The organism is Piscinibacter gummiphilus (assembly GCF_002116905.1).
In the GTDB taxonomy this organism is placed as follows: Bacteria; Pseudomonadota; Gammaproteobacteria; order Burkholderiales; family Burkholderiaceae_C; genus Rhizobacter; species Rhizobacter gummiphilus.
Window position 1 is genome coordinate 864,683 of sequence record NZ_CP015118.1, and the last position, 25,172, is coordinate 889,854.

Annotated in this window: 23 protein-coding genes; 12 read left to right on the forward strand and 11 right to left on the reverse strand. The window is 70.1% G+C overall.

Annotated features, from left to right (window positions below; genetic code table 11):
* Positions 1 to 53: 53 nt before the first annotated feature.
* On the forward strand, positions 54 to 1,028 hold the full coding sequence (locus A4W93_RS03940) for a Bug family tripartite tricarboxylate transporter substrate binding protein (RefSeq protein WP_085749367.1): 975 nt from the start codon (positions 54 to 56) through the stop codon (positions 1,026 to 1,028).
* Here the strand turns inward: A4W93_RS03940 and A4W93_RS03945 are convergent.
* On the reverse strand, positions 1,015 to 1,935 hold the full coding sequence (locus A4W93_RS03945) for a LysR family transcriptional regulator (RefSeq protein WP_085749368.1): 921 nt from the start codon (positions 1,933 to 1,935) through the stop codon (positions 1,015 to 1,017). The genes A4W93_RS03940 and A4W93_RS03945 overlap by 14 nt on opposite strands.
* A 108-nt stretch (positions 1,936 to 2,043) precedes the next feature.
* Between A4W93_RS03945 and A4W93_RS03950 the strand changes: the two genes are divergently transcribed.
* From A4W93_RS03950 to A4W93_RS03970, 5 genes are read left to right on the forward strand one after another with little or no spacing between them, the layout of a single operon-like run.
* Entirely contained in the window at positions 2,044 to 3,201 is a 1,158-nt protein-coding gene (locus A4W93_RS03950) for a CaiB/BaiF CoA transferase family protein (RefSeq protein ID WP_085749369.1), read from the forward strand.
* A 24-nt stretch (positions 3,202 to 3,225) separates the two neighbouring features.
* On the forward strand, positions 3,226 to 4,194 hold the full coding sequence (locus tag A4W93_RS03955; RefSeq protein WP_085749370.1) for a hydroxymethylglutaryl-CoA lyase: 969 nt from the start codon (positions 3,226 to 3,228) through the stop codon (positions 4,192 to 4,194).
* Positions 4,191 to 4,586: a VOC family protein gene (locus A4W93_RS03960; RefSeq protein ID WP_085749371.1), complete on the forward strand. Its 396-nt coding sequence runs from the start codon at positions 4,191 to 4,193 to the stop codon at positions 4,584 to 4,586. Before A4W93_RS03955 ends, A4W93_RS03960 begins: the two co-directional genes overlap by 4 nt.
* Positions 4,583 to 5,524: an NAD(P)-dependent oxidoreductase gene (locus A4W93_RS03965; RefSeq protein ID WP_085749372.1), complete on the forward strand. Its 942-nt coding sequence runs from the start codon at positions 4,583 to 4,585 to the stop codon at positions 5,522 to 5,524. Before A4W93_RS03960 ends, A4W93_RS03965 begins: the two co-directional genes overlap by 4 nt.
* Positions 5,525 to 5,526: 2 nt before the next feature.
* Entirely contained in the window at positions 5,527 to 6,501 is a 975-nt protein-coding gene (locus tag A4W93_RS03970) for a Bug family tripartite tricarboxylate transporter substrate binding protein (RefSeq protein WP_085749373.1), read from the forward strand.
* Between the two features lie 28 nt (positions 6,502 to 6,529).
* Here the strand turns inward: A4W93_RS03970 and A4W93_RS03975 are convergent, their stop codons facing one another.
* Positions 6,530 to 8,242, reverse strand: a complete 1,713-nt coding sequence (locus A4W93_RS03975) for a M20/M25/M40 family metallo-hydrolase (protein ID WP_085749374.1) — start codon at positions 8,240 to 8,242, stop codon at positions 6,530 to 6,532.
* Positions 8,243 to 8,440: 198 nt separating this feature from the next.
* A complete protein-coding gene (locus A4W93_RS03980; protein ID WP_085749375.1) occupies positions 8,441 to 9,532 on the reverse strand; it encodes a tartrate dehydrogenase in 1,092 nt (363 codons plus the stop codon).
* Between the two features lie 189 nt (positions 9,533 to 9,721).
* Here A4W93_RS03980 and A4W93_RS29470 point away from each other — a divergent pair, with 189 nt between their 5' ends.
* A complete protein-coding gene (locus tag A4W93_RS29470; protein WP_157131585.1) occupies positions 9,722 to 9,892 on the forward strand; it encodes a hypothetical protein in 171 nt (56 codons plus the stop codon).
* 181 nt (positions 9,893 to 10,073) lie between these two features.
* Here A4W93_RS29470 and A4W93_RS03985 read toward each other — a convergent pair whose 3' ends face one another.
* On the reverse strand, positions 10,074 to 12,065 hold the full coding sequence (locus A4W93_RS03985) for a putative Ig domain-containing protein (RefSeq protein ID WP_085749376.1): 1,992 nt from the start codon (positions 12,063 to 12,065) through the stop codon (positions 10,074 to 10,076).
* 352 nt (positions 12,066 to 12,417) lie between these two features.
* On the opposite strand from A4W93_RS03985, the gene A4W93_RS03990 reads away from it, so the two are divergent.
* From A4W93_RS03990 to A4W93_RS04000, 3 genes are read left to right on the forward strand one after another with little or no spacing between them, the layout of a single operon-like run.
* Positions 12,418 to 13,032: a TetR/AcrR family transcriptional regulator gene (locus tag A4W93_RS03990; RefSeq protein WP_085749377.1), complete on the forward strand. Its 615-nt coding sequence runs from the start codon at positions 12,418 to 12,420 to the stop codon at positions 13,030 to 13,032.
* On the forward strand, positions 13,029 to 14,138 hold the full coding sequence (locus tag A4W93_RS03995) for an alkene reductase (RefSeq protein WP_085749378.1): 1,110 nt from the start codon (positions 13,029 to 13,031) through the stop codon (positions 14,136 to 14,138). The genes A4W93_RS03990 and A4W93_RS03995 overlap by 4 nt, the downstream gene beginning before the upstream one ends.
* Before the next feature lie 4 nt (positions 14,139 to 14,142).
* Positions 14,143 to 14,907, forward strand: a complete 765-nt coding sequence (locus A4W93_RS04000) for an SDR family oxidoreductase (protein ID WP_085749379.1) — start codon at positions 14,143 to 14,145, stop codon at positions 14,905 to 14,907.
* Here the strand turns inward: A4W93_RS04000 and ligD are convergent.
* The 7 genes from ligD to hemN form a co-directional block, all read right to left on the reverse strand.
* Positions 14,892 to 17,366, reverse strand: coding sequence for a DNA ligase D (gene ligD / locus A4W93_RS04005; RefSeq protein ID WP_085749380.1), 2,475 nt, complete (start codon positions 17,364 to 17,366; stop codon positions 14,892 to 14,894). The genes A4W93_RS04000 and ligD overlap by 16 nt on opposite strands.
* Positions 17,367 to 17,372: 6 nt before the next feature.
* Positions 17,373 to 18,263, reverse strand: a complete 891-nt coding sequence (gene ku / locus A4W93_RS04010) for a non-homologous end joining protein Ku (protein WP_085749381.1) — start codon at positions 18,261 to 18,263, stop codon at positions 17,373 to 17,375.
* Between the two features lie 80 nt (positions 18,264 to 18,343).
* On the reverse strand, positions 18,344 to 19,102 hold the full coding sequence (locus tag A4W93_RS04015) for a glutathione peroxidase (RefSeq protein WP_085749382.1): 759 nt from the start codon (positions 19,100 to 19,102) through the stop codon (positions 18,344 to 18,346).
* A 76-nt stretch (positions 19,103 to 19,178) separates the two neighbouring features.
* A complete protein-coding gene (locus A4W93_RS04020; RefSeq protein WP_085749383.1) occupies positions 19,179 to 19,706 on the reverse strand; it encodes an SRPBCC family protein in 528 nt (175 codons plus the stop codon).
* Between the two features lie 88 nt (positions 19,707 to 19,794).
* Positions 19,795 to 20,193: a VOC family protein gene (locus A4W93_RS04025; protein ID WP_085749384.1), complete on the reverse strand. Its 399-nt coding sequence runs from the start codon at positions 20,191 to 20,193 to the stop codon at positions 19,795 to 19,797.
* Positions 20,190 to 20,624, reverse strand: coding sequence for a VOC family protein (locus tag A4W93_RS04030; protein ID WP_085749385.1), 435 nt, complete (start codon positions 20,622 to 20,624; stop codon positions 20,190 to 20,192). The genes A4W93_RS04025 and A4W93_RS04030 overlap by 4 nt, the downstream gene beginning before the upstream one ends.
* Before the next feature lie 102 nt (positions 20,625 to 20,726).
* Positions 20,727 to 22,091: an oxygen-independent coproporphyrinogen III oxidase gene (hemN, locus tag A4W93_RS04035; RefSeq protein ID WP_085749386.1), complete on the reverse strand. Its 1,365-nt coding sequence runs from the start codon at positions 22,089 to 22,091 to the stop codon at positions 20,727 to 20,729.
* A gap of 106 nt (positions 22,092 to 22,197) precedes the next feature.
* Here hemN and A4W93_RS29475 point away from each other — a divergent pair, with 106 nt between their 5' ends.
* Both A4W93_RS29475 and A4W93_RS04045 read left to right on the forward strand, forming a co-directional pair.
* Entirely contained in the window at positions 22,198 to 22,938 is a 741-nt protein-coding gene (locus A4W93_RS29475) for a helix-turn-helix domain-containing protein (RefSeq protein WP_099959856.1), read from the forward strand.
* Positions 22,932 to 25,163: a heavy metal translocating P-type ATPase gene (locus A4W93_RS04045; protein ID WP_099959857.1), complete on the forward strand. Its 2,232-nt coding sequence runs from the start codon at positions 22,932 to 22,934 to the stop codon at positions 25,161 to 25,163. Before A4W93_RS29475 ends, A4W93_RS04045 begins: the two co-directional genes overlap by 7 nt.
* Positions 25,164 to 25,172 lie beyond the last annotated feature (9 nt).

Here is a 25,172-nt window from a genome sequence, read left to right on the forward strand (position 1 = left end):
CCTGTCCACTCCATAGAGTGCAGACCATCCCCTTGAGTCCCTTGGAGAGCGAGATGCGATCGACGACGTGTTCCCCCACCCTGAAGACCCTCGGCGCCGCGGCCCTGCTGGTGCTGGCCGGCCAGGCGTTCGCGCAGGCGTATCCGACGAAGCCGGTGACGCTGATCGTGCCGTTCCCGCCCGGCGGCACCACCGACGTGCTGGCGCGTGCGCTGGGCGAGAAGCTCGGACAGTCGCTGGGCCAGACGGTCATCGTGGAGAACAAGCCGGGCGCGGGCGCCACGCTCGGCGCCGACTACGTCGCCAAGTCGAAGCCCGATGGCTACACGCTGCTGATGGGTGCGGTGCACCACACCATCGCCACCAGCGTCTACAAGAAGCTGCCGTACAGCTTCGAGAAGGACTTCGCGCCCATCACCACGGTGGCCCTCGTGCCCAACGTGCTCGTGATCAGCGAAGCGACGAAGGCGACCGACGTGAAGTCGCTGGTCGCGCTCGCGAAGAAGGACAAGTTCACGTACGGCTCCAACGGCAACGGCACGGCCCAGCATCTGATCGGCACGCAGTTCGCCTCCCTCACCCAGACCGAACTGCTGCACATCCCCTACAAGGGCAGCGGCCCGCTGACCACCGACCTGATCGGCGGCCAGATCACGATGTCGTTCGACACCATCACGCCGGTGCTGCCACACATCAAGGCCGGCAAGCTGCGCCCGCTCGCGGTGACCACGGCGAAACGTTCCACGGCGCTGCCGAACGTCCCCACGCTCGACGAACAGGGCTTGAAGGGCTTCGACCTCGGCACCTGGTTCGGCGTGCTGGCGCCCGCGGCCACGCCGAAGGACATCGTGGCGCGCCTGAGCAGCGAGATGACGAAGATCATCGCGTCGCCGGACTTCCGCAAGCGCATGGAGGAGATCGGTGCGGAGCCCATCGGGGACTCGCCCGCGCAGATGGGGCAGCTGATCAAGTCCGACACCGAGCGCTACGCGAAGCTCGTGAAGGCGGCGAACGTCACGCTGGATTGACGCGGGCCGACGCGAGCAGGTGATCTCGCAGCAGCAGGGCCGCGGGCGACGGGTCGCGCCCCGCGGCCATGCCGAGCAACAGGTGGCGGTGTGCCCAGGGTTCGTCCAGGTCGATCACCGCGAGCGACTTCGGCACCGGGGTGCGCAACACCCCGACGGGCAGCACGCCGATGCCGAGGTTGGCCTCGATCATGCGGCACATCGCGTCGAAGCTGCGGACCTGAACGCGCAGCTGCATCGCCTTGCCGGCCAACTGCGCCGCCCGCGAGGTCAGCTCCAGCAGCGAGCTGCCGCGGTTGAGCCCGACGAACTCGTGGTCGAGGCATTCGGCGTACGTCACCTTCCGGCGCCGGGCCAGCGGGTGCTTTCGTGAGCAGAGCACCGCGAGGCGGTCCTCCTGGAACCGTTCGACGTCGAGCCCGTGCGTGGGGGTGTTGTCGGCGAAGATGCCGATGTCGGCCAGCCCGTCCACCAGCGCGCGGGCGGTCTCGCCACTGAGCTGCTCCTCGACCTCGACGCGGATGTCGGGCTGTGCCTCGAGGAAGGCGGCGAGGCGCTCGGGCAGGTACTCCGTCAGCGAGGACATGTTGGCCCACAGCCGCACATGGCCGCGCACGCCGCGGGAGTAGTCGCCGAGTTCGCTGCTGAGCTGCTCGAAGCCCTGGAAGAGCCGCAGCGCATGCTGCATCGCCACATGGCCGGCCGGGGTCAGCGACACCCCTTGCGCGGAGCGTTCCAGCAACCGCGTGCCCGAGGCGCTCTCGAAGTCGGCCAGCCGGCGGCTCGCGGCGGAGAGCGCCAGGTTGCACGCCTGCGCGCCCTTCGTGATGCTGCCGGATTCGGCGACCGCGCAGAACAGCCGCAGCGTGACGAAGTCGATGCGCGCGGGATTGATCAACCGGTCCATCCAGGGAATTCTACGGACTTCGCGAAACGCGAAGGGGCGTTGTCCACTCGGCAATTCCGCGGCGGACCGGCGCGGCCTAGAGTCCGTTCCATGCAACGAGGAACCGGCATGGACGCACTGAAGGGACTCAAGGTCATCGAACTGGGGCAGCTGATCGCGGGCCCCTTCGCGGGCAAGACGCTCGCCGAGTTCGGGGCCGACGTGATCAAGGTCGAGCCGCAGGACGTGGGCGATCCGCTGCGCAAGTGGCGGATGCTGCGCGACGGCACGTCGGTGTGGTGGGAGGTGCAATCGCGCAACAAGCGTTCGGTGGCCGCCGACCTGCGCAGCGAGGAGGGCCAGTCGCTCGTGCGCGAACTCGCCCGCGAGGCGGACGTCGTGATCGAGAATTTCAAGCCCGGCACGCTCGAGAAGTGGGGCATCGGCTGGGACGTGCTGCACGCGCTGAACCCGCGCCTGATCATGCTGCGCATCTCCGGCTACGGGCAGACCGGGCCGTACCGCCACAAGCCGGGCTTCGGCGTGCTGGGCGAGGCGATGGGCGGGCTGCGCCACCTGACGGGCGAGCCGGGCCGCGTGCCGGTGCGCTGCGGCATCTCCATCGGCGACACGCTCTCCGCGCTGCACGGCGTGATCGGTGTGCTCACCGCGCTGTACCACCGCGACGCCCGCGGCGGCGAAGGCCAGGTGGTCGACGTGGCCCTCTACGAAAGCGTGTTCAACGTGATGGAAAGCCTGCTGCCCGAGTACGACGCCTTCGGCGCCGTGCGCGTGCGGTCGGGCAGCGCGCTGCCCGGCATCGCGCCCACCAACGCGTACCGCTGCGCGGACGGCAAGTACGCGCTCGTCGCGGGCAACGGCGACAGCATCTTCAAGCGGTTGATGGCCACCATCGGGCGGCCCGACCTCGAGAACGATCCCGCGCTCGCCCGCAACGACGGCCGCGTGGCCCGCGTCGACGAGATCGACGCGGCCATCGAGGCGTGGACGGCGGTGAAGCCGCTCGAAGAGGTGCTCGCGGTGCTCGACGAGGCCGGGGTGCCGGCCGGCAAGGTCTACGCCGTGGACGACATCGCCCGCGACCCGCAGTACCTGGCACGCGAGATGATCGTCGAGGCCGTGACCTCCGACGGCTCGGTGCTCAAGGTGCCCGGCATCGTGCCGAAGCTGAGCGCCACGCCGGGGCGCATCGCGTCGCCCGCGCCTCGCCTCGGCGAACACACCGCGGAGGTGGTCTCCGCGCGCGGCTGGCCCGCACGCGGCTGACCCCGACAGGAAGGAGAGGACACCATGCAGGCAGGCAACGGGCGACGGCTCGCCATCAACGAAGTGGGAACGCGCGACGGGTTGCAGGCGGAATGCCGCTTCGTCGAGACCGACGACAAGGTCGCGCTCGTGGACACGCTGAGCAGTCTCGGCTACGCGAAGATCGAGGTCACCTCGTTCACGTCGCCGCAGGCCATCCCGGCGCTGCGCGACGCCGAGGCGGTGATGCACCGCATCCGGCGTGCGCCCGGTGTCGTCTACACCGCGCTCGTGCCGAACGTGCGGGGCGGCGAGCGGGCCCTCGAATGCCACACGGACGAGTTCAACCTCGTCATGTCGGCGAGCGAGACGCACAACCTCGCCAACCTGCGCATGACGCGGGACCAGTCGTTCCGCCAGCTGCTCGACGTGATGGTGCTGGCGCGCGACGCGCGGGTGCCGGTCAACGTGTCGCTGTCGTGCGTCTTCGGCTGCCCGATGGAGGGGGAGGTGCCGCTCGACGGCGTGCTCGGCTGGATCGACCGCTTCGCGGAGGCGGGGGCGCAGGGCATCACGCTGTGCGACACGACGGGCATGGCGTACCCGACGCAGGTGCAGGACGTCTGCGAGAAGGCGCTGCGCCGCCAGCCGTCGCTCGCCTTCACCGCGCACTTCCACAATACCCGCGCGATGGGGCTGGTGAATACGGTCGCCGCGGTCGAGGCCGGCATCCGACAGTTCGACATGTCGCTGGGCGGCATCGGCGGCTGCCCCTACGCGCCGGGTGCGTCGGGTAACGTGGCCACGGAGGACGTGGTGCACATGCTCGAGTGCATGGGCTACGACACGGGGCTGTCCGTGCCGGCACTGATCGGCGCGGCGCACCAGCTGGCCGGGCTGATCGGCCACGACGTGCCGTCGCAGCTGTCCCGCGCCGGGGAACGGTTGACGCGGCACGCACCGCCCGAAGGCTTCGAGGCGATCCACGAGCGGGCGCTGGCGAGGTCCGCATGATCGACCACCTGGACCACCTCGTGCTGACGACCGCGCACGAAGCCGCCTGCGTCCGCTTCTACACGGAGGTGCTGGGCATGCGGCTCGAATCGTTCGTCGGCGGTACGCCGCCCGTGGAACGCAAGGCCTTTGTGTTCGGGTCGCAGAAGATCAACCTGCACGTCAAGGGCCGGGAGTTCGAGCCGAAGGCGCACACGCCGGTGCCGGGGGCGCTGGACCTCTGCTTCATCGCGGCGGTGCGGCTGGACGCGGTGATCGCGCGTCTGGAGGCGCTCGGTGTCCCGATCGCCGAAGGACCCGTGATGCGCACGGGCGCCACGTCGCGCATCCGTTCGGTGTACGTGCGGGACCCCGACCTCAACCTGATCGAAATCTCGGAGCCGGCGCCATGAGCATCCCCACCGTCGTGTTCCTCGATGCGGGCAGCCTGCCGCTGCCGCTGCCGCTGAGCTTCGCGACACCCGTCGCCTACGAACCGCACGACACCACGCGGCCGGAGGAGGTCGCTTCGCGCATCGCGCGGGCCGACGTGGTCGTCACGAACAAGGTGCGCCTGACCCGCGAGCAGCTGCATGACGCGCCACGGCTGGGGCTGGTGGTGGTGGCCGCGGCCGGCACCGACAACGTCGACCTCGATGCGGCGAAGGCGCTGGGTATCGCCGTGCGCAACGTGCCCGACTACGGCACGGACTCGGTGGCCGAACACGTGATCGCGGCGCTGCTGATGTCGCGGCGGTCGCTGGCGGTCTACGCGCAGGCGGCCGTCGACGGCCGGTGGTCGGCCTCGCCGCACTTCTGCTGGCACGGCCCCGCCATCCGCGGCGTGGGTGGCGCGTTGCTGGGTGTCGTGGGGCGAGGCCGCATCGGCGAAGCCACCGCCCGGCTGGCCCGCGGCCTCGGGATGCGGGTGCTGTACGCCCGGTCGCCGAACCGGCCGCCCGCGGACGACGAACGCGAACTCGACGACCTGCTGGCCGAGGCCGATGCCGTGACGCTCCACGTGCCGCTGACGCCGCGAACCCGGCACCTGATCGACGCGCGTCGCCTGGCCTTGATGAAGCCGACGGCCACCCTGATCAACACGGGTCGCGGCGCTCTCGTGGACGCGGCCGCGCTCGTGCACGCGCTGCGGTCCGGGGCCCTGGGCGGCGCGGCCCTCGACGTGCTGGACACCGAACCTCCTCCTCCCTCGCACCCGCTGCTCGCCGAGGGAATTCCCAACCTGTTGGTGACACCGCACGTCGCGTGGGCCAGCGAGCCGGCCCAGGCGAACCTGGCGTCCGCGGTGGAGGACATCGTCGAGCGGCACCTCTCCCTCGAAAGAAGCTGACCATGCCGAACTTCCAACGCCGCCGGATCGCCGTCCTGCTCCTCGCCGCCTGCAGCGGCGGCGGGGCCATGGCCGACGGCACCTGGCCGAACAAGCCAATCACGCTGATCGTGTCGAGCGCCGCGGGCGGCACGACCGACATCGCCGCCCGCATGCTGGCCGAGCCCCTCGGGAAGGCGCTCGGGCAGACCGTGGTCGTCGACAACCGCGCGGGGGCGAGCGGCGGCATCGCCGCGTCGACCGTCAAGCGCGCCGAACCCGACGGGTACACGCTGCTGATGCAGTACTCGGGCTACCACGTCATCACGCCGCACGTGGTGAAGAACACGCCGTGGGAGGCGAAGGACTTCCAGGCCGTGGCGAACGTGCTCGCGGCGCCGCAGGTGATCGTGGTGCGCGAGGGACTGCCGGTGAAGACGCTCGCCGAGCTGATCGCGTACGCGAAGGCGAATCCGGGCAAGCTGACCTACGCGTCGTCGGGGAACGGGTCGCTGCAGCACGTCACCGGCGCGATGCTGGAGCAGCAGGCCGGCATCGAGATGACCCACGTGCCCTACAAGGGCACCGGTCCCGCACTGCAGGACCTGCTGGGTTCGCAGGTCGACCTCACGTTCGGCACGCCACCACCGTTCATGCCGTTCATCCATTCCGGCAAGCTGCGGGCGCTGGCTGTCACGGGCAAGGCCCGCGTGCCGTCGTTGCCCAACGTGCCCACCGCGGCCGAGGCGGGGCTGCCGAAGCTCGACGCGACGTCGTGGTTCGCGGTGTTCGCACCGGTGAAGACGCCGAAACCCGTGATCGACAAGCTCCAGGCCGAGATCGCGAAGGTGATGGCGACGCCGGCCTTCAAGCAGAAGGCCACCGAACTCGGCGCGACGGCGGAGTTCATGAACCCGCAGCAGCTGACGGACTACAGCGGGGCGGAGCTGGCGCGGTGGGCGGGGGTGGTCAAGGCGGCGAAGATCCAGGCGGATTGAGTCGGGTGGGAAACGCGGCCCGTCCTTGCTATTTCGCGGTCTTGTTGGCCACCTCACCCAGCATGATCTGGTACAGGATGCGCGCGCTGAGCCGCAGGTCTTCGATCGGCGCGCCTTCGCCCAGGCCGTGGTAGTTGATCGGCGGGCCGAACGCCAGCGAGAAGAGCGGGCCGGCCGCGACGAGGTTGACCACCCCTTTGGCGTCGGTGCCCCCGCCGATGGCCGCCAGCGGCATCGGCGAGCCCACCGCCCGCTCGTAGGCGCTGCTGATCCGCTGGAACAGCGGGCTCTGGGGATTTCGCACGTCGGGTGCCGCGGCGTTCGTGCTCGTCACCGCGATGGCCTGGCCCGGCTGGTCCCGCTGGAAGCGGTCGACCAGTTGCCCGAAGGCATCGGGAAAGATGCTGCCGCCGGACAACAGCCCCTCGGTCTGGCCGTCCCATGCCGTGCCGTGGTGGCCGAGGGCATAGCGGATGTCGATCCGGAGCGCCACGTCCTGCGCACTGGTCGTGACACGCGTCAGCGCGTAGGTCGTTCCGTTGCCTTGGGCGAAGACCTCGTCGTGGCGTTCGAGCAGGTCGGGGTGCTTCTCGCCGAACACGGTGGTGCCCCAACCCCAGGCCATGAACTGGAGCATCCGCCCGACGTTGTTCGGCACGAGCGTTCCGTCGTCCACCAGGTGGGCGAGGAAGTTCGAGAGCGAGACGACCGGATTCGCCCCGTCCGCGCGGTTCTGCTCCGGCACCGACCCGTGTTGCGCGCCGAGGACCTTCGTGGTGAGCACCACCGCGTTCGCATCGCGCGACACTTCGAGCGGCGCGCGCCGATACTGCGGATCATCGAATCCGTACTGCTGGTAGAGCGCGGCCACGTTGGCCGCCAGCTGGTCGAGCGCGGCGGCGTTGTCGCCGTTGATGCGGGCGGTCACCGTGTCCGGGATCTGGTTGGTGGCCCCGGGGGCGCTGTCGAAGGCTTCGACGAAGAGGCCGGTACCCGGCGCCGCGCCGAGCGGCAGCGTGAAGACCGGCCGCTCGATCCCCTTCTCCGCGCGGACCGTCCAGGCCGCGTCGAAGACGATGCCGAAGTCGGGTTCGCCCACCTGCTGGAAGTAGTACGCGGTCGAGAAGTCGGTCTCCTCGGAGGTGTCGAAGATCAGTTCGATCGACAGCCCGTCGAGCGCGCGGGTGCCGTCGTAGAGGTTCGCCAGCGCCCGCATCACGATGAACCCGAGGACGGCCGGGCCCTTGTCGTCCACGGCCCCCCGGCCCACCAGGAAGGACTGGGGCGAGCCGCGGTGGTCGCGCGTCTCGATGCGCGGCTCGAACGGCCGCCAATCCGCATTGCCGGGGGGGACCGTGTCCAGGTGCGCCAGGATCGCGATCTTCTTCGGCCCGTCGCCGAGGCGGAATCCGAACACCCATTGGGTCGGGGTCGTGCCCGCCGCCCCGCGCCACTCGAACGGTTCTAGCTTCAGCGTGCGCTGCCCGCGGTTGAACGTCTCGGCCAGCCCGTTCAGGTAGTCGCGTGCGCTCGCGAGGTTGTCGACTGCCCGCTGCTCGCTCTGCGGGTCATCGGTGCGGAAGGTCTGCAGCGTGACGAGGCGGCTCGTCTCGGGCACGAACTGCTCGGCCAGCATCCGCTCCAGGATCGGGGGATCGTCGTTGTCCGAGCTGCCGCAGCCCGTCAACAACACCAGGGCCGCGACGGCCAGGCGAACGTGGCGCCCGAGGTCGCGTTTCATGCAATGGAGCATCGACACAATCACCTCCCGCGTGTTCAGGGCGAGGGCGAGTATGGCGCTTTCGTCGATGGGGGTCGACGAATCACCCTGATGGAAACGAGTCGCGGTTCAGCGTCGCGGTCGTCCGGCCGGCCTCACGCCTGCGCGATGCGCAGCAGGTTCGTCGTCCTCGCCACGCTGAACGGCATGTCCGCCGATTCAGGCCGCGCGACGGTCGCTGGCCGTGGCCGCCAGGCGGGCGCACACGGCGGCAGTGACCTGGGCGGTCGTCGCGGTGCCGCCGAGGTCGCGGGTGTGGAGCGAGGGGTCGGCCGTCACGGCCTCGATGGCCTGCATCACGCGGGCGGCCGCGGCGTGTTCGCCGAGGTGTTCGAGCAGCATCACCACGGACCAGAAGGTGCCCACCGGGTTGGCGAGGCCCTTGCCCATGATGTCGAAGGCCGAGCCGTGGATGGGCTCGAACATCGACGGGTAGCGGCGTTCCGGGTCGATGTTGCCGGTGGGCGCGATGCCCAGGCTGCCCGCGAGCGCGGCGGCCAGGTCGCTCAGGATGTCGGCGTGCAGGTTCGTCGCGACGATGGTGTCGAGCGTCGCCGGCTTGTTGACCATGCGCGCGGTGGCGGCGTCCACCAGTTCCTTGTCCCAGGTGACGTCGGGGAAGTCGCGCGAGACCTGCACGGCGATCTCGTCCCACATCACCATCGCGTGGCGCTGGGCGTTGCTCTTCGTGATGACGGTGAGTTGCTTGCGGGGGCGCGACTGCGCGAGCTTGAACGCGAAGCGCAGGATGCGCTCGACGCCCGTGCGCGTCATGATCGACACGTCGGTGGCGGCCTCGATCGGGTGGCCCTGGTGCACGCGGCCGCCCACGCCCGAGTACTCGCCTTCGGAGTTCTCGCGCACGATGACCCAGTTCAGGTCGTCGGCCTTGCAGCGCTTGAGCGGGCCGTCGATGCCGGGGAGGATGCGCGTGGGGCGCACGTTGGCGTACTGGTCGAAGCCCTGGCAGATCTTCAGGCGCAGGCCCCACAGCGTGACGTGGTCGGGGATGTGCGGGTCGCCGGCCGAGCCGAACAGGATGGCGTCCTTGCCGCGCAGCGCGTCGAGCCCGTTGGCCGGCATCATCTCGCCGTGGGCGCGGAACCAGTCGCCGCCCCAGCCGAAGTCCTCGAACTCGAACGAGAAGCCGGCCCCCGTGGCGGCCAGCGCCTCCAGCACCTGGCGGCCCGCGGGCACCACTTCCTTGCCGATGCCGTCACCCGGGATCGTGGCGATGCGATACGTCTTCATGAGTCTCTCCTGGCGTCGAAGCGGCACACGCCGCGGTGAAGAGACTTTAAGAACGGGGTGCCCGTCGAATCGGTCGAGAATTCAATGCATTGTTGAATTCGATTCAAAGGTGGCGCGGAGGCCTCCGAGGGGAGACCGGCGTGATCTCAGGGTTTACCTGGAGTCTGCGCAGGCGAAGACAATCGGCCCATGACGGCGACATCCGTTGCCCCGACCGCCTTCGTGCTCGACCTCGACGGCGTCGAGCTGCAGACGACGCTGCTGAAGGCCCGCGCTGTGGGGTCACGTCTTGCCTTTTGCCTCCCTCCCGCACCCATGGAAGGCGAAAGGCAAGATCTGACCCCACAGCCGGAGATCTGACCCCACAGCCCCCTCCACTCCACAGCCCCCGGGTTCATGAATCCGCAGCAACTGACCGACTACAGCGGCGCGGAATTGGCGCGGAGGGCCGGGGTGGGTGAAGGCGGCGAAGATCCAGACGGATGGATCCTCCCTGATCGGTCACCGTGCCCTCGCGTCGGCGTCATCGCTCCGCATCGGCTCAGGGCAAGTAGGTCTCGGAGGCGTCCACTTCGCCTGAACCGGAAAAGCCACCCACGGTGAGCACACGGCCGTCGTTCAGCAACACCGCCGACGCGGCCCTGCGACCCGTCGCCATCGGGCTCGCCGTCGTCCAGACATCGAAATCGGGATGGAAGACCTCGGCCGTGTTCAGGTTGCCGCCTCCGGCCAGCAGCACACGGCCATCGGCCAAGGTGGTGAGCGTGGGCAGGGCGCGGGTGGCGGCGAAGGTGCTTGTGGTCCACGTCGAGGTGGCCGGTTGGAATCGCAACGCGGTGGTACTGCCATCCGCCAGCGTCAGCACGCTGCCGTCGGCCAGCATGACCGAGCGGAAGAGGTTGCCCTGGATGCCGATCGGCATCGACGTCGTGGACGTGCCGTCGACTGAGAATACTTCGGCGGTGGTCACGAAGCCATTGCGGTTGACGCCGCCGATCACCAGCACGGCGTTGCCGCCAGGCAGCAATTCCATCGCGTGCTGGCTTCGGGGGGTTGTCAATGGCGTCGCCGCGGTCGTCCAGGTGCCGACGGCGGGATCGTACAGTTCCGCGGTCTGCGAGAAGTTCAGCGTGGGCTGCGAAGTATGGCCGCCCACGATCAGGACCTTGCCGTTGGGCAGCCGCGCTGCGGAATGCCATTCGCGCGGCTCCGCGATGCTGCCCGTTGCCGTCCAGGTGTTGGCGACAGGATCGAAGATTTCCGTCAGCAGCACGCCGTTGCGCGCCGTGTCGCTGCCGCCGGCCACCAGCACCCTGCCGTCCAGGAGCAGTGTGGCCGTGTGGCCATTGCGCGCGGCCAGCATCGAAGCGGTCGGAGCCCAGGTGCCCGTCGCCGGATCGTAGAGTGCGGCCGAGCTGGTGACGCCTCCCGCCGTGTAGCCGCCCGTGGCGAGCACCTTGCCGTCGTTCAGGCGCGTCAGCGCGAAATAGTGCCTGGCGGGCGCGATGGTGGTGGCGGGGGCCCAGCTGCCGCGCGCGGTGGTGGCGATCTGCACCTGCGCCTGCACCGAGCCCGCAGCGTTGACGGCAGTGACGGTGTAGGCCGCCAGCGACTGCGGCGCTGCCGGCGTGCCGGTGATGGCGCCGGTCTGCGCGTTGAGGCTCAGGCCCGCCGGCAACGCCGGCGCCACCGTGAAGGTGGTGACCGGTCCGCCAGTCGTCTGCGCGGCGTTGGGAACGATGGCTTCCGTTGCGACATACAGCACCTTGGGTGCGCTGTAGACGAGACTGGCCGGCGCGACCAGCGCCGCCTTGACCGTGATGTGCAATGCGACGTCGGTCGAGCCCGCGGCGTTGGTGCCGGTGACCGTATGGGAAGTCTGTGCGGTCACGGCGGTCGGTGTGCCGCTGACAACCCCGGTTTGCGCGTCGAGCGACAGCCCTGCGGGCAGGGTCGGCGCAATGGTGTAGGTGGCAATCGGGCCGCCGCTGCTGGCGGGCGCATTCGGGGCGATGGCTTCGCCCACGGTGTAGACCACGGCGGTTTCGCGGTAGGTCAGCCCGGCCGGCATCGCGGGCGTCTGTCGCACTTCGATGTCCACGCGGGCCGTGGTGCTGCCCGCGGCGTTCTCGGCCGTGACCACGTAGGCGGCTTGTGCGGCGACGGCGCTCGGCGTGCCGCTGATGAGGCCCGTGAGGGAATCGAGAACGAGGCCGGCCGGCAGCGGCGGCGCGATGCCGTAGCGCGCGACGGCCCCGCCGCTGGCGTTGGGCTGGTTCGGCACGATGGATTGGCCGACCTCGTAGACGGCGGAAGTCATCGCGTAGGTCAGACCTGCAGGCGGCGTGAGTTGCGCGGGCGGATCGCCGGGCTGGCCGGAACCCGGGTCGGCGGCGCCGTCGGAATCGTCCCAGCCGCATGCAGACAGTGCGGTCATGCAGCAGCCCAGCAGCAAGGCCAGCAGCCAGTGGCGAAAGGGTTGGCCTTGTGCTCGTGCAGCGTTCAGCAAGCCGGAGGCGATCGAAGAGTTCATATTGGATGTAGACCAGGAGCGAGGTTGTTCTCGGACTGGCACACCATCGCCGCGACCCCGCACGGGCAGCACGCATTGCCACTCCGCGCGGATTGCCGCCCTTGCCCGATGTGACCGGCCGAGGGGAGGGGAGGCCCGCTGAGTTCCTCAAAAATTCTAATGCTCGGCTTCGGGTAGCCACGCCGCTCGCACCGAGAAGTATTCGGCAGTCGGACACGTTCAGTGTCGTCCAGGGAGGGCCCTTCTGGGTCGAACCTTTCGCAACCATGGCGCCCGCCTTTCGGCCCCCCGGAACGCCCCCGGGTCCACCCTCGGTTGACGTTTCAAGACGACTGGTCATATTATTCCAGCCATGCCCCGCACCGCCGACCCCACCGACATCCCCGAGCGCCTGCTCGCCGCCGGGCTCGACCTGTTCCTGAACCAGGGTTACAACGCCACCGGCATCCAGCAGCTGACCGACCACGCGCGGGTACCGAAGGGCTCGTTCTACAACCACTTTGCCAGCAAGGAAGCCTTCGCGGCCGGGGTGGTGCAGCGGTACGCCGAGCTGATGCAGGCGTCGTGGGAACGCATGATGGGCGACGCCCCGGCCGACCCCATGGCGGCCATCCGCCACGTCTTCGCGAAGATGTTGCGGTACCACGACCGCCTCGCCGAGTCGCCCGCGGGCTGCCTGATCGGGAACTTCGCCGCCGAGATCGCCGTGTCCAGCGAACCGTGTCGCCAGAACCTGCTGGCCGCGCAGCTCGCGTGGCGGCAGCGGCTCGCCGGCCTGATCGCCGCCGGCCAGTCCGCCGGCCAGATCCGCAACGACCTCGATCCCATCGAACTCTCCGCGCTCACCTGGAGCGTGTGGGAGGGCGCCCTTCTCCGCATGAAGGTCGAACGTTCCGTGCAACCCCTGCGCGACAGCGTCGCCCTCGTGCTCGACCGAATCTACCCACCCACGACATCCCGCCCATGAACGCCAAGACCGACTCCTTCCTGACCGACGCACTGTTCCAGCCCCTGCAGCTGGGCCGCATCCAGCTCGCCAACCGCATGGCCATGGCGCCGCTGACGCGCAACCGCGCGGCCGATGGCAACCTGCCCGCGGACATGGCCACCGACTACTACAGCCAGCGGGCCAGCGTGGGCCTGATCATCGCGGAGGCCACCCAGGTGTCCGAGACGGCGCAGGGCTACAACGCCACGCCGGGCGTGCACACGCCGGAGCAGATCGCCGGCTGGAAGAAGGTCACCGACGCCGTGCACGCCAAGGGCGGCCGCATCTTCTTGCAGCTGTGGCACACCGGCCGCATCTCGCACACGCACTTCCAGCCCGGCAACCAGTCGCCGGTCGCGCCGTCGGCCCTCGTCGCCAAGGCCAAGACCTTCATCGTGGGCCAGGGCCACGTCGAGACCTCGGTGCCGCGTGCGCTGGCCACCGAGGAGATCGCCGGTGTGGTGAACGACTTCCGCACGGCCGCGGCCAACGCCATCGAGGCCGGCTTCGACGGGGTCGAGATCCACGGCGCCCACGGCTACCTCGTGGACGCCTTCCTGCGCGACGGCTCCAACCACCGCACCGACCCGTACGGCGGCAGCATCGAGAACCGTGCCCGCTTCCTGCTCGAAGTGATGGCCGCCGTGGTGGCCGAGATCGGCGCCGACCGCACGGCGATCCGCCTGTCGCCGGTCTCGCCCGTCAACGATTCGTCGGAGAGCAACCCGCAGCCGTTGTTCGAGCACGTGGTGCGCGAGCTGGAGAAGCTGCACCCGGTCTACATCCACGTCGTCGAGGGCTACACCGGCGGCCCGCGCGACAACGCCCCGTTCGACTACGAGGCGGTGCGCCGCCTGTACTCGGGCGTCTGGATGGTCAACAACGGCTACACGAAGGAGATGGCGGTGGAGGCCATCGCCAGCGGCCGCGCCGACCTGGTGTCGTTCGGCCGCCCGATGATCACCACGCCCGACCTGCCGCGCCGCTTCAAGGAGAACAAGCCGCTGAACGAGCCCTTCGCCGATGCGCCGCTGTACGGCGGCCGCGGCCCGCACGGCTACGTCGACTACCCGTCGCTGGCCTGACCCGATGAGCCGCAAGCTCGAAGGGAAGATCGCGCTGGTGACCGGCGGCGCCGGCGGCATCGGCCGCGCCACCGCGCTCGCCTACATGCGCGAGGGCGCCAAGGTGGCTGTGGCCGACCTCGACGGCGCTGCCGCGCGCGACGTCGCCGACGAGATCGTTGCTGCCGGCGGCGAGGCCCTCGGCCTGGCCGCGGACGTGTCGCTCAGCGAGGACGTCGAGGCCATGGTGGCGCAGGTGGTGGCCCGGTTCGGTCGCCTCGACATCGCATTCAACAACGCGGGCATCGAGGTGGAGCACGAACCGCTGCACAAGACCGACGAGGCCATGTTCGACCACCTGATGAACGTCAACGTGAAGGGCGTGTGGCTCTGCATGAAACACGAGATCACGCAGATGCTCAGGCAGGGCCACGGCGGCGCCATCGTCAACACGGCCTCGGTGGGCGGACTGATCGGCGCGCCGCGGCAGCCCATCTACGGCGCCACCAAACACGCGGTGGTGGGCATGACGAAGTCGGCGGGGCTCGAGTACGGCCGCAAGGGCATCCGCGTCAACGCGGTGTGCCCCGGCATCATCCGCACCGAGATGACCGAACGTGCCATCGCGCGCGAGCCGCGGCGGCAGCAGTACATCGACCAGGCGCACCCCATCGGGCGGCTGGGCGAAGCGGACGAGATCGCCCGCGCGGTGGTGTTCCTCAGCTCGGACGACGCGGCCTTCGTGCTGGGGCATCCGCTCGCGGTGGACGGCGGCTACACGGCGCGCTGAGCCTTCTCGAGCTTCCTGATGGCGGCTGCGAGCGCCTGTTTCGTTCCGGCGTAGTCGGCCCACGGGTCGACCTTGCGGAACGACAGGTGGTCGAGCGTGTTCGCCACGGTCCACTGGCTGCCGCTTTTCACGTCGGGCAGTTCGTCCCACGAGATCGGCATCGACACCCCCAGCCCCGGCCGTGCGCGGGCGCTGAACGCCGCTGCGGTGGTGGCGCCGTGGCCGTTGCGCAGGTAGTCGATGAAGATCTTGCCCACGCGGTTGGCGGGGCCGCTCTTCACGACGAAGCGCTCGGGGATGTGGTGGGCCATGTGGGCCACCACGTCGCGCGAGAACGCCTTGACGGTGTCCCAGTCGAGCCGGGGCGCGATGGGCACCACGACGTGCAGGCCCTTGCCGCCGCTGGTCTTGAGCCACGACACGAGGCCCAGTTCGGTCAGCAGCGCGCGCGTGAGGATCGCGGCCTCCTGCACCATCGCCCACCCGACACCTTCGCCGGGGTCCACGTCGAACACGATGCGGTCGGGTTTGCCGATGTGGCGCGACATCGTGTTCCAGGTGTGGAACTCCACGGTGTTCATCTGCGCGGACGCGGCCAGCGCCTTCGCCGTGTTCACCTCCATCAGCGGCTCGTGGCCTTCCCACCGCGACACCGGCAGCTCCTTGATGCCGTCGATGTGCACCTTGCCCAGGTGCTTCTGGAAGAACAGCTCGCCGCCCACGCCCTCGGGGCCGCGCACCAGCGACACCGGCCGACCCTTCAGGTGCGGCAGCAGGTGTGGCGCGATGGCCTCGTAGAAGCGCACGAGGTCGAGCTTGGTGGTGCCGGTGCTCGGGTCGATGACCCGTTCGGGGTTCGACACCTTGACGGAGGACTTGACGATGGCTGGTGCATCCACGGCCTTCTCCCGCGTGATCTGGTGCACCGGCTTGTCGGTGCGCAGGCTGATGAAGACGGCGTGGCGGATCTGCTGGTCCGGGGTCCACTCGCCGAAGTTCACCTCGGCGATGCGGGTGGGTTTCACCCAACGGTCCACGGCGCCGGGGCGGCGTGACCAGCGGCTGCGTTTGGCGGGGCCGCCGGATTCGAACGGGGCCTTCGAGGCCTCGATCGCGGTCAGTTCCTTCCACAACGCACGCGACGTGTCGGTGTCCCAGCCCGTGCCCACGCTGCCCACGGGCTTGAGGGTTCCCGACGCGTCGTGCACGGCCAGCAGCAGGCTGCCGATCTCGCCGTCGACGTTCTTGCGCGCGGTGAACCCCACGATCACGAACTCCTGCCGCTGCTGGCACTTGAGCTTGAGCCAGCTGGTGCTGCGGCGCGACTCGTAGGGCGCGTCGGTGCGCTTGGCGATCACGCCTTCGAGCTTCATCGCGCAGGCGGACGCGAGGATGCTGTGGGGGTCGGCATCGATGTCGGGGCTGAAGCGCACACGGTCGGTGCCGCGTTCGTCGAGCACGGCCTTCAGTGCGGCACGCCGCGCCGAGAGCGGCTCCTCGCGCAGGTCGCGGCCTTCCAGGAACGGGGCGTCGAACAGGAAGTAGACGATGCGCCCGGTGCGCTGGCGGTCGAACGCGTTCTGGAGCGCGTTGAAGTCGGGCACGCCGTTGTCGTTGAGCACCACCAGCTCGCCGTCGAGCCAGCCGCTCTTCACGCCGAGTTCGCGCAGCGCGGCCGACAGCTCGGGCAGCCGCGCGGTCCAGTCGTGGCCGCCACGAGTCACGAGCTTCGGCACCCCGCGCTCGAAACGGGTCATCACGCGGTAGCCGTCGTACTTCAGTTCGTACGACCAGGTGCCGGACGACGGCACGCCGGTGGCGAGCGTGGCCAGTTGCGGAGACATCGTCTCGGGCAGGGGGGCGCGCTTCGGCGCCTTCTTGCGAGCGGTGGACGCGGGCGGCTTCGACGTCATGACGCTGTCGGGCTTCGCGATCACCACGTCGTAGTCGGCGTGCGGGCGCGCGTGTTCGTCGCGCTTCTTGAAAAGCAGCCAGGTTTCCTTGCTTTCGTCGGGCCGTTTCAGCCGCACCAGTTCCCACACGCCTTCGAGCTTCTCGCCCTGCAGTTCGAACGACAGCTTGCCGGCCGCAAGGCTCGCGCGCGGGTCGCCGTGCGGAGTCCACGTGCCGCGGTCCCACACGATCACGTGGCCCGCGCCGTACTGGCCGGGCGGGATCGTGCCCTCGAAGTCGGCGTACGACATCGGGTGGTCCTCGGTGCGGACCGCCATGCGCTTGTCCGCGGGGTCGTACGACGGGCCCTTCGGCACCGCCCACGACAGCAGCACGCCGTCGAGTTCGAGGCGGAAGTCGTAGTGCAGGCGGGTGGCGTCGTGTTTCTGGACCACGAACGACAGCGCCTTGCCGGCCTTGGCCCGCACGCCGCGCGGTTCGGGCGTTTTCGAGAAGTCGCGCTTGGCCCAGTAGCGGCCGAGCGGGTCGGTGTGCGTGGCCGGCATCGGCGGTCAGGCCCGCTTGCGGGCCGCGGTCGTCTTTTTCGCGGGGGCCTTCCTCGCCGCGGGTTTCGCGGCCTTGGCGGCCGGCTCGTTCGCCGCGGCGCCGCGCCGTCCGCCCAGGCTCTGCTTGAGCAGCGCGGTGAGGTCGACCACGTTGGTGGACGCGGCGGGGCCGGCCTCCTCGAGCGGCGTCACCTTCTCGGTCTTGCCGGCCTTCACCCGCTGAGCGATCAGCGCGTGCACCGCTTCGGCGAAGTGGTCCTCGTAGCGGTCGGCCTGCCAGGTGTCGGTCATGTCGGCCACCAGTTGCGCGGCCATCTTGAGTTCGCTGTCCTTCAGGTGCGCGGCCGATTTGCCGGCGGCGGGCAGCTTCAGGTCCTCGATGTCGCGGATGTCCTTGGCCCACCGCAGCGTGTTGAGCATCAGCGCGGGGCCCGCCGGGATCAGCGCGGCGAGGTGTTCCTTGGTGTGCATGACGACCCGCGCGATGCCGACCACGCCCTGCGCCAGCATCGCCTCGCGCAGCAGCGCGTAGACCTTCTCGCCCTTGGCGAGCGGCTCCAGGTAGTAGGGACGTTCCAGGTGCACGAACGGGATCTCGGTGGCCTGCACGAAGGTCTCGATCTCGATGGTCTGCATCGTCTTCGGGTACGCGGCCTTGATCTCGTCGTCGCTCAGGATCACGTAGTCGCCGTCGGGCTGCTTCACGCCCTTGACGATGTTCGCCTTGTCGATCTCCTTGCCGGTGCGCTTGTTCACGCGCTTGTAGCCGACGGGGTCCATCGAGCGCTTGTCGAGCCAGTCGAAGTCGATGCCGGATTCGGTCGACGCGGGGTACAGCGCCACCGGCACGTGCACGAGCCCGAAGCTGATGGCCCCTTTCCAGATGACTCTCGGCATGACCGTTCTCCCAAGCGTGCGGGGGACCATCGTGCGACTGCACGATGGCGCCGGACGTAGGACGTTTCAGCGATCCGCTGTCAGGCGACCGCGCGGGCGGCGAGCCAGCGTTCGAGGTCTTCGGAGCCACCGATGCGCGTGCCGTTGACGAACACCTGCGGCACCGTCGCCTGGCCCGCGATGGCGCTGAGGGCCTTCGAACGGATGGTGGCGTCGAGCGGCACGTCGACGAAGGGGACCTTCGCCTCGGCCAGCATCTTCTTCGCCTTCGCGCAGAACGGGCAGCCCTCGCGGGACAGCATCGCCACGGCGTCCGGGGTCTTCGCCTCGGGGGCGAGGTAGTTCAGCATGGTGTCGGCGTCGGACACCTCGAACGGGTCGCCTTCCTTGTCGGGCTCGATGAACATCTTCTCGATGACGCCGTCGCGCACGAGCATCGAGTAGCGCCACGAGCGGTCGCCGAAGTTCAGGTCGCGCTTGTCGACGAGCAGGCCCATCTGGCGGGTGAACTCGGCATTGCCGTCCGGCAGCATCGTCAGGTTGTCGCAGTGCTGGTCGCGCGCCCACTCATCCATGACGAAGGGATCGTTGACGGACAGGCACACCACGTCGTCGATGCCGTGCTGGCGGAACACCGGCGCCAGCTGGTCGTAGCGGGGCAGGTGGGTGGACGAGCAGGTGGGCGTGAACGCACCGGGCAGCGAGAAGACGACGACGTTGCGGCCTTCGAACAGTTGCCGGCCGTGGAGGGTGGTCCAGTCGTTGTCGCGGCGCACGCGGAACGAGACGTCGGGGACCCGGTCGCCTTCCTTGCGGTGGTCGGGTGCGGGGTGGGCCATGGCGCTTCCTCTGACGGTGGTCGATCCATCGAGGATGCGGCCGTCGCCGGGTCGCGCGTGTAGGACCGGGCCGCGCCTACTTCTCGGCCACGGCCTTCAGGTTCGCGAGACCGCGCTCGAAGTCCTTGCCGACGAGGCTGTCCATGCTGGCGAAGAGGCTCATCACCTTGCCGATGAACAAGTTCGGGCCGGACATGGCCCAGGTGACCGTGGTGGCGTCGCCCCGCGGCACCAGCACGAACTCGGCGGTGTTGTGGGCCTCGAAGGGCGCGAGGAAGTCCAGCTTGATCACCACGCGCGACGGCAGCGTGGCCTCGGTGATCTCCATCTGGCCCTTGCCCACCTCCTTGTTGCCCTCCCAGCCGTAGAGCGCACCCTTGCCCTTCGGCGCGCCCCCGTGCTGGCGCTTCATCGCGGGATCCAGGCGCTCCCAGGGCGACCATTGCTGCCACTGGTGGAAGTCTTCGATCAGCGCATACACCTTCTCGGGCGGCGCCTTGATGGTGGTGGACCGCTCGACGCGGAAGGTGTCCGGCCGCGTGGCCGCGAGCGCGAGCACCGCGGCGATGACCACCACCACCGCGATGCCGATGTACTTGAACATGCCGTCCTCCGTCCCTGGTCGGGTTGTTGTGGGGCGGATGCTACTGGGTGGCGGCGGGTTTCGGCAACTGCCGGGACCCGGCGCGGGGTCAGGCCGGCGTGGGGGCCATGTGGAGCACGCCCCACCCGTGCCCGTCCGGGTCGACGAAGCTGTGCGAGTACATGAAGCCCAGGTCCTCGGGCTCGTCATAGGTCGTTCCCCCGGCGGCCAGCGCCCGCGCGACGAGGTCGTCGACCCGCTCGCGGGTGTCGCAGGCGAGCGAGATCAGCACCTCGACGGCCCTGGACGTGTCGCACACCTCCTTCGGCGTGAAGTCGCGGAACCGGGCGTGGGACAGCAGCATCACGCGGATCGTGTCGTTGACGACGATGCACCCGCCGCCGTCGCCGGCGAACCGCGGGTCGGCGGAAAATCCGAGGGCCGAGAAGAACGCCATCGACCTCGGCAGGTCGGCGACGGGGAGGTTGAAGAAGAGCTGCTGGATCATGGCTGGGCCGGCAGCATCGACTTGCCGCAGTTCATCATCCACGCCGTGCCGTACTTGTCTTCCAGCATGCCGAAGCGCTCGACCCAGAAGGTCTGCTCGAGCGCCATCGTGACCTTGCCGCCCTCGGCCAGCGCGTTGAAGATGCGCGTGCCTTCCTCCACCGATTCGTACATCAGCGCGAGGGTGATGCCGTGGCGGCCGTGGAAGGGCATGCCGCCGGAGTCGGACGCCATCAGGCGGTGGTCGTTGCCGAGGCTCACCGAGATGTGCATCGTCTGCTGCAGGTGTTCCTTCGACATGTTCTGGCAGCCAGGCGAGCCGTCGAACTTCTGCTCGTACTCGACCTTGCCGCCGAGCACCTTGGCGTAGAAGTGCATCGCCTCCGAGGCGTTGCCGTTGAAGGTCAGGTACGGATCCAGCGTGGTGGCCATGGCGAACTCCTCGTGGGTGTGCTGATGGGACGACCAGCTTAAGCGCGGGCGCCCAAAAACACAACCACGTGGTTTACCGAAGGCCTTTCATCGTCCTGTCGCTCAGGCGATGCGCGAGTAGCGGGCCGTGGTCCGGGCGGTGCGCAGGTGGGCGTCGAACACCATCGCGACGGCGCGCACCACCTGCCAGCCGGCCGGGGTCACCACCACGGCGTCGGGGTCGAGTTCGACGAGGCCCATGCCGGCCAGCGGCGCGAGGTCGGCCAGTTCGGTCGCGAACCGTTCGGTGAACACGCCCCCGTGGGCGCGCTCGAACTCGGCGTGGTCGAGGCGGCCGCGGCACATCAGCGCCATGATCGCGTCGCGGCGGGCGAGGTCGTCGGCGTCCAGTGCACAGCCACGTTCGATGGGCAGTTCGCCTCGGTCCAGCGCCGCGTGGTACTCGGGCAGGGTCTTGGCGTTCTGGGCGTAGGTGGGACCGATGCGGCCGATGGCCGAGACCCCGAGCCCGACGAGGTCGCAGTCGGGCTGCGTGCTGTAGCCCTGGAAGTTGCGGTGCAGCCGGCCTTCGCGCTTGGCGACGGCGAGGCTGTCGCCGGCAAGCGCGAAGTGGTCCATGCCGATCAGCTCGTAGCCGTGGTCGCCGAAGACGCGGCGCGCCTCGCGCACCATCGCGAGCCGCGCGGTGCCATCGGGCAGTTCGGCCGGGACGATGCGACGCTGCGGCTTGAACCGCTCGGGCAGGTGGGCGTAGGCATAGAGCGCGATGCGGTCCGGGTGCAGCGCGGTGACCTGGCCCAGCGTGCGCGCGAACGACTCGGGCGTCTGGCGGGGCAGGCCGTGGATCAGGTCGACGTTGGTCGACACGAAGCCGAGCGAGCGCGCCGCATGGATCAGCGCGGCCACCGACAGGAACGACTGCTCGCGGTGCACGGCCTGCTGCACGGCCGGGTCGAAGTCCTGCACGCCGAAGCTCAGGCGGTTGAAGCCCAGCTCGCGCAGGAACGCGAGGCGATCGGCGTCCGCGGTGCGCGGGTCCACCTCGATGGACACCTCGGCGTCGTCGGCCAGCGGGAACGTGGCCTTGATCATCGTCATGAGGCGCGACAGCTCGGTGTCCGACAGGAAGGTGGGCGTGCCGCCGCCCAGGTGCAGTTGCGTGACCGGTTGCGGGCCGCCGAGGGCGTCGCCGTACAGCGCGATCTCCTTCGCGAGCAGGTCCAGGTACGGGCCCGCGCGGTCGTGGTGCTTGGTGACGATCTTGTTGCACGCGCAGTAGTAGCAGACCGACTCGCAGAACGGGATGTGCACGTACACCGAGAGCGGCCCCGGTCGTCGCCGCGCCAGCGCCAAGCGCAGGTCGGCCGCCCCGAACGCCGGCGTGAAGCGGTCGGCGGTGGGGTACGAGGTGTAGCGGGGACCGTTCGTGTCGAGACGGGCCGGCAGGGGGATGGGGGTCGAGCTCATGGCGCCACTGTGGGGTCGAGTGGCGGGCGCGGGCTTGATCTGGCGCAAGGTCCGGAGGCGAGGTGCCTCAAACAATCCCTGTGTCACTTCCGCAACGAAACCGACCATGCGTCTGATCCCCATCACCGCGGCCGAAACGGCCGAGCAAACCTCCGTCTGCGCCGGCTGCAGCCTGCGCGAGCTGTGCCTGCCGCTCGGGCTGTCGGCCGAGGAGCTGGATGACGCCGGCGAGATGGTGGCCTACCGCCAGGCGGTGGCGCGGGGCGAGGCGCTGTTCCGCCACGGCGACACCTTCCACGCGGTGTTCGCGGTGCGCACCGGCTTCTTCAAGACGCGCACCGTGGGGGCCGACGGGCACGAATGGATCACGGGGTTCCGCATGTCCGGCGACCTCGTGGGCCTGGAGGGCCTCGGCGACGATCGCCACCTCGGCGACGCGCTGGCGCTCGAGGACTCGCAGGTGTGCGTGATCCCGTACCCCCCGCTGATGGCGCTGCTGCGCGATTCGCCGCCACTGCAGCGGCAGTTCCACCGGCTGCTGGCCCGCGAGATCGCACGCGACCATCCCGAACGCCTGCCGGGCCGGCTGCGCGCCGACACCCGCGTGGCCGCGTTCCTGCTGGACCTGGCCGAGCGGCTGCAGGCCCGCGGCTTCTCCGGCTCGTCGTTCGTGCTGCGCATGACCCGCGCCGAGATCGGCAGCTTCCTCGGCCTCACGCTCGAGACCGTGAGCCGCGCGTTCTCGGCCTTCCAGTCCAAGGGGTGGATCGAGGTCAACCAGCGCGACATCCGCATCGTCGATCCCGAGGCGCTCGCCGTCACGGTGCGCGCGGAGGTGCCGTGCTGACACCGGCCGCCGCGCTCCCGGCGCTGGCCCCGGCCGAACGCGCGGCGCTCGACGACGACGCGGCACTCGCCGGCCACACCGAATGGCTGGCCCGCGCGGACGGCACGCGCGAGGCGCGGTCGGTGTTCGCGGTGCAGGGCATGCACTGTGCCGCGTGCGCCGGGATCATCGAGGCCGCGTTGCGGTCCGTGCCCGGCGTGGTGCGCGCGGAGGTGCACTCGGCCTCGGCCCGCGCGAAGGTGCACTGGGAGCCGGGACGCACGAGCGCGTCGGCCCTCGTCGACGCGGTGCGCCGGGCCGGCTATGACGCGCTCCCCGCCACCCACGAAGCCGCGCGCACCGCCCGCCGGCGAGAGGCACGCCAGGCGCTGTGGCAGCTGTTCGTGGCCGCCTTCTGCATGATGCAGGTCATGATGCTGACGGCGCCGGTCTACGTGGCCGCGCCCGGCGAGATCCCGCCCGACCAGCTCGCGCTGCTGCGCTGGAGCGCCTGGGTGCTGACATTGCCGGTGGTCGTGTTCTCGTGCGGACCGTTCTTCCGTGGCGCCTGGGCCGCGCTGCGCCAGCAGCGCATCGGCATGGACGTGCCCGTCGCGCTCGGCATGGCCATCACCTTCGTCGCCGGCACCGCGTCCACGTTCGATCCGGCGGGGCCGTTCGGCCGCGAGCCGTACCTCGATTCGCTGGCGATGTTCGCGACCTTCCTGCTCGCCGGCCGCTGGCTGGAGCGCCGCGCGCGCCACCGGGCCACCGAGACGCTGGAGGGCCTGCTGCACCGGCTGCCCGACGCGGTGGAGCGGCTGGCCGACGACGGCTCGGCGGCGATGGTGGCCGTGGCCCGCCTCGCGCCCGGCGACCGCGTGCGCATCGCCGCGGGCCAGGCCTTTCCCGGTGACGGCGTGGTGCTCGAAGGGCATGTGCAGGCCGACGAGTCGTTGCTGACGGGCGAGTCTCGCCCGGTGGACCGCGGCGTGGGCGACCCCGTGCTCGGCGGCAGCCTCAACGTCGCCGGCCCGGTGGTGGTGCGGCTCGCGAAGGTGGGCGACGACACCCGGCACGGGCACATCGTGCGGCTGCTGGAGCGGGCGCTGGCCGAACGCCCCGGCGTGCCGCGCCTGGCCGACCGCATCGCCGGCCCCTTCCTCGCGGTCGTGCTGCTGCTGGCGGCCGGGGCGGCGGCTGCATGGAGCGCCGTGGACCCGGCCCAGGCGGTGTCGGTGGCCGTGGCGGTGCTGATCGTGACGTGCCCTTGCGCGCTGTCGCTCGCGGCCCCGGCCGCATGGCTCGCCGCGGCGTCGGCGCTCGCGAAGCGGGGCGTGCTCGTGCAGCGGCTGGAGGCCATCGAGGCCCTGGCCGGCGTGGACACCGCGTGTGTCGACAAGACCGGCACGCTCACCCGCGACACCCTGACCCTCGCCGCCGTCGAGGCACCGGACGACCGGCTGCGGGACCGCGCCGCCTCGCTCGCGGCGCTGTCGCGGCACCCGCTGTCGACGGCACTCGCCGCCGCGCTGCCTCCCGCCTCGCCGGCCTGGGCCCGCGTGCGCGAGGTGGCCGGCTTCGGCGTCGAGGCGGTGGACCCGGACGGCCGCATCTGGCGCCTCGGCGCACCCGCCTGGGTCGGCACCGACCCGCTCGACGACCGCCCCCAGGTGGCCTGCGGTCCGGCCGGTGGTCCGTTCGCCCGGTTCGCGTTCGACGAGATGCTGCGCGACGACGCCACCGCCGCGGTCGCATCGCTGCAGCGGCAGGGGCTGGACGTGCGCCTGCTGTCGGGCGACGCCGAGGCGAGCGCGCGGCGCGTGGCGGCCCGCGTGGGCATCGCCCACGTGTCGGGCGGCGCCACGCCGGACGACAAGCTCGCCGCCATCACCCGCCTGCAGGCCTCGGGCCACCGCGTGACGATGGTGGGCGACGGGCTCAACGACGGGCCGGTGCTGGCGAGGGCCGACGTGTCGTTCGCGCTCGCGCATGGCAGCGCCCTCGCGCAGCAGCGGGCCGACTTCGTCGTGCTGGGCAGCCGGCTGTCGGCCGTGCCCGACGCGCTGGGGCTCGCGCGCCGCATGGCGCGTGTCACGCGCCAGAACCTGTTCTGGGCCGCCGCCTACAACCTGACCTGCGTGCCGCTCGCGCTGGCCGGCTGGATGCCGCCGTGGGCCGCGGGCGCCGGCATGGCGCTCAGTTCCCTGGTCGTCGTGCTCAACGCGCTGCGGCTCGCCCGCTGAAAGGCTCCC